The 8,362-nt window shown below is 65.5% G+C and carries 4 protein-coding genes; 2 read left to right on the top strand and 2 right to left on the bottom strand.

Annotation, left to right across the window (positions count from 1 at the left end; genetic code table 11):
* Positions 1-4,945, top strand: a 4,945-nt coding sequence (locus DD1DGNOD_RS26275; RefSeq protein WP_165036293.1) for a helicase, incomplete at its 5' end; no start/stop codon positions are given.
* Positions 4,946-5,394: 449 nt separating this feature from the next.
* Here DD1DGNOD_RS26275 and DD1DGNOD_RS00130 read toward each other — a convergent pair.
* Positions 5,395-5,721, bottom strand: coding sequence for an integrase (locus DD1DGNOD_RS00130; RefSeq protein ID WP_131764793.1), 327 nt, complete (start codon positions 5,719-5,721; stop codon positions 5,395-5,397).
* Positions 5,722-6,076: 355 nt separating this feature from the next.
* Here DD1DGNOD_RS00130 and DD1DGNOD_RS00135 point away from each other — a divergent pair, with 355 nt between their 5' ends.
* Complete coding sequence (locus tag DD1DGNOD_RS00135; protein ID WP_131764794.1) at positions 6,077-7,045, top strand: hypothetical protein; 969 nt, start codon at positions 6,077-6,079, stop codon at positions 7,043-7,045.
* Positions 7,046-7,179: 134 nt separating this feature from the next.
* Here the strand turns inward: DD1DGNOD_RS00135 and DD1DGNOD_RS00140 are convergent, their stop codons facing one another.
* Positions 7,180-8,136, bottom strand: coding sequence for an endonuclease/exonuclease/phosphatase family protein (locus DD1DGNOD_RS00140; protein WP_131764803.1), 957 nt, complete (start codon positions 8,134-8,136; stop codon positions 7,180-7,182).
* Positions 8,137-8,362 lie beyond the last annotated feature (226 nt).

Genomic DNA, 8,362 nt, shown 5'->3' on the forward strand with positions numbered 1-8,362 from the left:
ATCCCAGGACGATCTCGCTCCACCGGGGGCGCGGGGGAAGGCCCGCGCCAACATCGAGGCGTTGAAATTGCTGCGGTGGCTCCACGACACCGGGCGGAGCGCGACCGCCACCGATCAGGCGATTCTGGCGCGCTGGTCGGGTTGGGGATCGCTTCCGCAGGTGTTCGACGAGCGCGCAAGCGGCTGGGACGCCGAACGCGCCGAGGTGCGGGCGCTGCTCGACGAGGCCGCGTGGAACGCCGCCCGCACCTCGACGGTCAACGCCCACTACACCGATGCCTCGCTTGTCCGCGTTTGCTGGAATCTTCTGACCGATCTCGGGTTTACCGGCGGCCGGGTGCTGGAGCCCGGATGTGGATCAGGCAACTTTCTCGGGCTGGCGCCTGACATCCCCCTCGACCTCGTCGGGGTCGAGGTCGAACCGACCACGGCCGCCATCGCCGCCGCGCTCTACCCCCACGCGCGCATCCTCTCCGAAGGCTTTGAAGAAACCCGGCTGCCGGCGGGGAGCTTCGATGCGGCGATCGGCAACGTGCCGTTCGGGAACTATCCGTTGCACGACCCGTTGCACAATCCGCGCGGCCACACCATCCACAACCATTTTGCGATCAAAGCATTGGATCTCCTGAAACCCGGTGGGGTCCTGGTCACGATCACCTCGCCGTACACCATGGATGCCCGCAACCCGGGCGCCCGCCGGGACATGTACGAACGCGCGGACCTGCTCGGCGCGGTCCGGCTCCCGTCGAACGCCCACATGGCCGCAGCCGGCACCAGCGTGGTCACCGACATCCTCGTGCTTCGCCGCCGGCCGGTGGACGAGCCCCGAGCGCCGTTCGGCTGGGAGACGACAGCCGAGGTTGACCTGCCGGCGGACAGCATCCAGCCGGACCTCCCGGACACGATCCGGGTGAACCGGTACTTCGCCGAGCATCCCGACCGAGTCCTCGGCCGCTACGGCGTCGGCGGTGTGCACGCCACCACGGTCACCGTCACCGCCGCCGACGGCTGGGTCGACCGGCTCGCCGTCCAGGCCCGCCAGATCGCGGCGAGCGCGAAAGAGGCCGGACGAGGCTGGTCCCCGCTCCCGCCGGAACCGACAGGTCCGGCCCCGCCTGGCACCGCACGCCCCGACGAACACGACGGCGAGGTAGGCGCACTCACCCTCGTGAACGGCACCCTGTCGATCCTGGGCCGCGACGGGCAGCACCGGACTGTCGGGACCCGCAACAAGCGTGAGGCGGAGGAGCTGCGGGCACTCATCGACCTCCGCGACACCACCCGGGCCGTACTCGCCGCGCAGACCTCCGACGATCCCGCCGACGCCGAAACCTGGCAGGCCGAACGGCAGCGGCTCAACACCATCTACGACCGCTATGTGAGCCGCTTCGGCCGGCTCGCCGACGTCCGCACAGTCGCTCCAGGCACGGCGGACCAGCCCCCGGCGGTCACCCCCCGGGTCCCCGCGCGCATCCTCGACGACCCGGGCTGGCCGCTGCTCGCCGCCCTGGAGGTCGTCGACCACAGCACTGGGCAGATCACAAAGGCCGCGATCTTCGAGGAACGAGTCATCGCGCCGCGCCGCGAGCCCACAGGCGCCACGACCGCCGCCGAGGCACTCTCGCTGTGCCTGGCGACCTATGGCCGCGCGGACCTGCACCGCATCGCCGGCCTGCTCGGCATCGACGAGGACAGCGCACTGGCTGAACTCGGCGACCTCGTCTACGAACTACTCCCTTCACCGGCAACACCAGCGAGTCCCGGCACCGAGCTTCCCCTGAGCGCGCCGGCCGCCGACGCGGAACAGCGGATCGAGATCGCGACCGCGTATCTGTCGGGGAACGTGCGCCGCAAACTGGAGGTCGCTCGTACCGCTGCACAGGCCGATCCTCGATGGGACCGCAACGTCACCGCGCTCGAGAAGGTTCTTCCTCGTGATCTGACACCGGAGGAGATCGGCGTCCAACTCGGTGCGCCGTGGCTGCCGGCCGAGATCATCGGCGCCTTCGTCGGTGGCCTCCTCGATATCGCACCGCCTGTCGTGCACCACTCGGAGAAGACCGCCACCTGGGAGATCGACATCCCCGGGCACCGTCGCGGGCAGCTCGTCACGGCGGTGAGCAAATGGGGTACACGGCGGGTCAACGCGGTCTCCCTCATCGAGCAGATGTTGAACATGAAACCGACCGTCGTCTACGACGAGGACGACGACGGCAAACGCATCCGCAACATCGTGGAGACCGTCGCCGCGAACAACAAACGCGACCAGATCGCCGAGCAGTTCGCCCGCTGGGCCTGGGAGTATCCCAGCCGGGCCGCCCATCTCAGCCGTCTCTATAACGACCGGTTTAATTGCCTGGTCCTGCCAACGTTCGACGGCTCCCATATGACCTTCCCAGGCATGTCGACCGCGTTCACTCCCCATCCCCATCAGCGGGACGCGGCCTGGCGGATCGTCTCCGGTGGAATGGGCGAACGCGGCGGCAACGTGCTCCTCGGCCATGTCGTGGGGGCGGGCAAAACCGCCACTATGATCATGGCAGGTCAGGAGATGCGCCGGCTCGGCCTCGTGAACAAGCCCATGTACGTCGTCCCGAATCATATGTTGGAGCAGTTCGGCCGCGAATTCATTCAGCTCTACCCGAACGCGAAAGTCCTGCTCGCCCAGAAATCCGACCTCGGCCGCGACGCCCGACAGGCGTTCGCGGCCCGAGCGGCCACCGGGAACTGGGACGCGATCGTCATCAAACAATCCAGTTTCGGGATGCTCCGCGTCAGCCCAGAAATCGAGAATGAGTTCCTCGAGAACGAAGGGGACGCCTACCGTGCGCTGCTTCAGGAGCTGGCGATGGACCGGGAAAAGAACCGGTTCACCGTGAAGGAACTGGAAAAAGCCGTCCTGAAGTTCACCACCCGGCTGAAAACTTTCGCCGAACGCCGTCAGGACCCGGGCCTGGTCACGTTCGACATGTTCGGCGTCGACTACCTGTTCGTTGACGAAGCCGACATGTACAAGGGGCTCCGTATTGTCACGAAGCTTCCGATCTCCGCCCCGGCCAGCGAACGCGCCTTCGACTTGTGCATGAAACTTGACTGGCTCCGTCAGACTTACGGATCCCGCGTTGCGACCTTCGCCACCGGTACCCCGATTGCGAATTCGCTGTCCGAACTGTGGGTCATGCTGCGCTATCTCGCGCCCGAACTTCTGACCGAAATGAAGATCGAGCATTTCGATTCCTGGGCGGCAACCTTCGCCCGCACCGTCACCGGACTCGAACTCGCCCCCGAAGGCGGCTCCTTCCGCGTCAACACCCGATACGCTGCCTTCGACAACGTCCCGGAACTCCTCGCCCTCTACCGCACTGTCGTCGATCTCAAGACCGCCGACGACATCCGCCTCCCCGTTCCAGCCCTCCATAGCGGCAAGCCGGTGACGGCCACCGTTCCTGGCTCGGACGAACTCCACGACTGCATCAGCGAACTCGGCGAACGCGCTGAGGAGGTCCGCGCAGGCAAGGTCGACCCGAAGCACGACAACATGCTCAAGATCAGCAACGAGGGTCGGCTTGCTTCCCTCGACCTCCGCCTCGTCGGCCGCCCGCCCGACCCAGCCGGCGGCAAAATCAGCGTCTGCGCGCAGCGCATCGCCGATCTCTGGCACGAGCACGCCGCCGACCTGTTCACCGACGCCGATGGCCGTCCCCACGCCACGCCAGGCGCCTGCCAGGTCATCTTCTGCGACCAAGGCACCCCCACCAAAAAAGAGGGTCGGTTCACCGTCTACAACGCCCTCCGTGACCTACTCATGGACCGAGGCATTCCCCGCGAGCGGATCGCCTTCGTCCACGACCACGACACCGACGCGGCGAAAGCCCGCCTCTTCGCCGCCTGCCGCGACGGCCAGATCAACATCATCATCGGCAGCACCGGCAAAATGGGTGTCGGCACCAACATCCAGCGTAGGCTCGTGGCGCTTCACCACCTCGACGTCCCATGGCGACCCGCCGATATCGAACAGCGCGAGGGGCGTATTCTCCGCCAAGGAAACCAGTGCCCCGAAGTGCATATCATCCGCTATATTACGGAGGGGTCATTTGATGCCTATATGTGGCAAGCCATTGAGAGAAAAGCCCGATTCATCACGCAGATCATGGCGGGAAAGACCGACGTCCGTACCATCGACGACCTCAACACCGATCAGGTCCTCAGCTACGCCGAGATCAAAGCACTCGCCACCGGCTCACCCCTCGTCGTCCAAGCGGCGGCACTCGACATGGAGATTACCCGTTTGCGCCGGCTCGCCACCGCCCACGCTCACGAACAGGCCGACCTCGCGGCCAGCATCACCAGCGACGAAACCCGCCTCGCCGCTACCCGATACCAGGCGGACCGCGTCCGCCAGCTCATCACCGCACGGCGGGACACCCGGGGCGAAGCCTTCACAGCAATGATCGACAGAAAATGGTTCGACGACCGAGCCACTGCGGGCACCCATTTTATAGATCAGGCTCGCCTGCGGACAAAGGATCGATATCTCCAAGACGTCACACTCGGAACTATCGGCAATATCCCTGTCATCGCCCGGCGCCTGTCCAGCTCCCTCGAAATACGGGTCGATGGCGCACCCGACAACACCATCAACATAGACTTCGCAGACGACGCGGCCGACCCCGGCCGTGTCGTCGTCAACCTCGAGAAGAACATCCGCCGGCTCGATACGATTCTTAACAACCTGGACACCACCGCAGACAGACTCAGCGAGGAAATAACCAAAGCCCGGGCGCTGAAGGGCCAGCCGTTCCCGCAGCGCGACCAGCTCAACGCCCTGGTGCACGAACGCGACGGCCTGACCAAGCAACTCGAGCAACTCGGCAGGAAGAAAACGCCCGTTTCGACAGTCGTGGCCAAGCCCGAAGGCCCGCTCCCTGCCCATCTGACTCTCTGAAACCGAACGAGCACCTGTTTCACACAAATTACCCTGGTATTTACTCGTCTCCCAGTCGACCCATGCGGGCCAGATGTTCTATTCCCTGAATGGGAACGGGGCTCGAGCAGCGGTGTAACGGACGGCGATGTTCAAGCGTTTCCGCAGGTCGCGGCTTTACCCTAGAGAATATCAATCAAGATCCCTTGACACTCCCGCATGGACGCGGGCGCTACGGCGCTCTTGTGACCGAACTGCCGCCTTGGGAGCATCTGCTGTCGGGAGACTGGCTGCCGGTGCCGGACGGAGCTGGTGACCCGGTCGCAGCCGCTACAGAGACGATCGGGCACGCGGAACGAGCGCTGCGGCCCGGCGCATGGACGCCGGACACGGAGGATGTCGCCGCCGCCAAGCGCGTCCTCTCGTGGATGCGCGCCGTCCCCGATCTGCCGGCTGTCAAGACGATCGGGTTAGCGTCCACTCCGTGCTGACCGAGCGACTCGCGACCGGTGCGTATAGGTCCACGTCCGTGCGACTGTCCTGCGGTGCCACCGCAGGACAGTGCCGGGTGTGACCAGCCGGTGCGCCCGCAGCGTCCTGGGCAGGAGCCTGATCAGCGTGGCAAGCACCGCACAGTCCGCCCAGTCCCACGGGGGCTTCGGCCGGGTGCGGCGCAGGACGGCGACCTCGTGCCGCACCACGAGCAATTCCAGGTCCTTGGACGCCGACGAACGGCCGAGCAGGACACGCCAGCCACACACCCGAACGAAGATCAGATACGGCAGGCGCACGGACATGGTTGACCATCATGCCGATAGCCGCGCCTGACATTACCCCAGTTCACAGGCCCAGGCCGACTTCTGGCACCCCATAGGATGATTAATCGGCACCCAAAGGTGCCAGGCGACGGTGCACTGTCGTATCGTGTCGACGATCATTGTTTCAACCTGGTGCACGTCACGGGCTGGGGAGTCGAGGAGGTCTGCTCGTTGATACGTGTCCCGCCCTTCCGCGAGCAGGGCCGCAGGGCTTGGTCAGCCGCATCAGTCGCGACTCACCCATCGAACGCCGAAACCTGTCCGCCCCGTGTTCAGTGAGGCGGTTAGCCTCAGCTAATCCTCTTGACCCCGCTTAGTTTAAGGACCCCGAGCAGTGGCCACACCAAACCTCACCTCCACCACCATGAAGCGGCTGGCATTCATCCGCCTTATGTACCAGCAAGGCGTGGACCAGTCCCATCTGCCCGAGCCGTTGATGTATACCAGCGTCCTGACCTTTCACGACGCGGTCGAATGGTTCCTACTTCTCTCCGGGGAGCACCTCGGCGCATCCGTCTCTGGCAACACGGAATTCAAGAAGTACTGGACCGAGCTTAGCCCTGCCAAATGCGCCAACGGCGTGGTTCTGACGGGGCAGGTGGGCATGCGCCGGCTCAACGACTGGCGTAACGGCTTCAAGCATGCCGGCGCGCTGCCCGGCCGCGACCATGTCGAGCAGGCTCGGGCAAGCGTCACCACGTTCTTCGAGGAGAACACTCCGACGGTTTTTGGCGTCCTGTTTGACGGCATTGATATGGCTGACTTGGTGCCCCAGACCTCTACACGCCAAAAGATCAAGATGGCTACCGCGTCGAACACCACCGGAGACCGTGCCGAGGCGATGGCGCTGCTCGTCGAAGCGTTCGATGAGCTGTTCGACAGCCGCATCTATCCCAATGGGGCGAGACCCACACCGTTCAGCTTTGGTCCTACCATCCGCTATGCGCTCCGGGAGCAGGAAATCGTGCAAACGGTGAGGCAGCCTGACTCTAGCGGCCTTCCTCCTGGTAATCCGCGCCGTCTCGGAGAGCAGATCAGAGAGATCACTGATGTCACTATGGCCGTGCAGAACGCCATGCGGGTAGTTGCCCTAGGCATCAGCTATGCGGAGTACCGCAGATTTCTCGACCTTACCCCACGCGTATGGGTGAATATAAAAAATGAGTCTATCCGCAACTTTCCCCAGGGTTACGCTCCCAACCAGGAGGAGTTCGACTACTGTCAGCGGTTCGTCGTTACAGTCGCGCTGCGCTTGGCTGAGCTGAATGCGCACACCGTGCCACCCTCATGGAAGACAACATAACTCCACGCTGCGGATACAGACGCAGTCACGGACTCCCCAAGGGTGGCTACCAGGAGCAGTGCGGTACACCTTTCGGAGCGCTCCGGCATTGCCCGTGCATGCCGTCGAGCCCGGCATGTGCTTGGACCGCGGGATCAGAGGGTGAGGTGGGCGAGGATGGGTGCGTGATCGGAGTCGCGGGCGTCCCGGCGGCTGGCGGGGTTGTCGCCGAGGGAGGGCAGGGGGCGGTCGACGAGAGCATCGACCTGTCCGACCGCGTGGAGCAGGGCGTGGCTGACGAGGATATGGTCGATCAGTTCCTTGCGGCCCTGGTAGATCCGGGAGTAGCGGCGTTCGACGGGGATCTTCGCCGCGAGGTTCCGCAACCGCTGGCCGTCGCCGTGGTCAGGGCGGTCAAAGCCACCGGTGCCGATTTCCGAACCGGGAGGTCCGGCGAGGATCTGGGTGGTCGCGGCCTGGGGTTCGTCGTTGAGGTCCCCGACGACAACGAGACGGCGGGTGCGGCCTTCGTCCGCGAGCAGCCGGGTGGCCAGCGCCCGAACGGTGGCGGCCTCGGCGGCGCGGCGGTGCAGCGCATAGGTGGCGTAGCGGGCGCGCTCGTCGTCGTCCCGGGTGTCGAAACGGGTGGTGCCGTGCGGGCTAGGGAAGGACAACAGCTTGGATTTCAGGTGGCAGACCACCACGGTCAGCGGGGTGCCGCCGGGGGTGAGGGTGACGGCGAGGGCGCCGCGGCCCATCCGGCGGGTGGTCTTTCCGTGGTCGCCGACCTGGACCGGGAGCAGGCCGGCGGGAAAATCGGCGGTGTCCGCGGCGGGCTGGACGGGCAGGCGGCTCAGCACGCCGACGCGGATCGGATGCGCGGGCTCGAACAGCTCGGACAGCACAACCGTCCACTCGTCGTCGAGTGCGCCGGCGAGGTCGGCGAGCGCGTCCGGGTCGCCGACCTCTTGGACGCCGAGCACATCCACGCCGGCGGTGCGGATCGTCGTCGCGAGCGCGGCCAGCTTGCCCTGGTAGGCCGCCGTGTCCGCCGGGCCGAATCCCTCACCGGGCCGGAACAGGTTCTCCAGGTTCCACGTCCCGAGCAGCACCATCCATACCCCCCGACCGATCCGACAGCATGGCCAGGGTATCCAGCCTTATGCGGAAAGTCGCCGAACGGGAGCTGAAAAAACGAGATCCGCGCGTACACGACCCGGGCGGCTGACGGCCGGCCGCCCACGTGTGCGGCCACGCCGGTAGTCACCGTCCCGGGGCACTGTTGCATTCGCGTACACCGGCGGATCTTGGCCGCAAGTCTTCCGGCGCCGAGGTTCA

Source organism: Candidatus Protofrankia californiensis (genome assembly GCF_900634765.1).
Lineage (GTDB): Bacteria > Actinomycetota > Actinomycetes > Frankiales > Frankiaceae > Protofrankia > Protofrankia californiensis.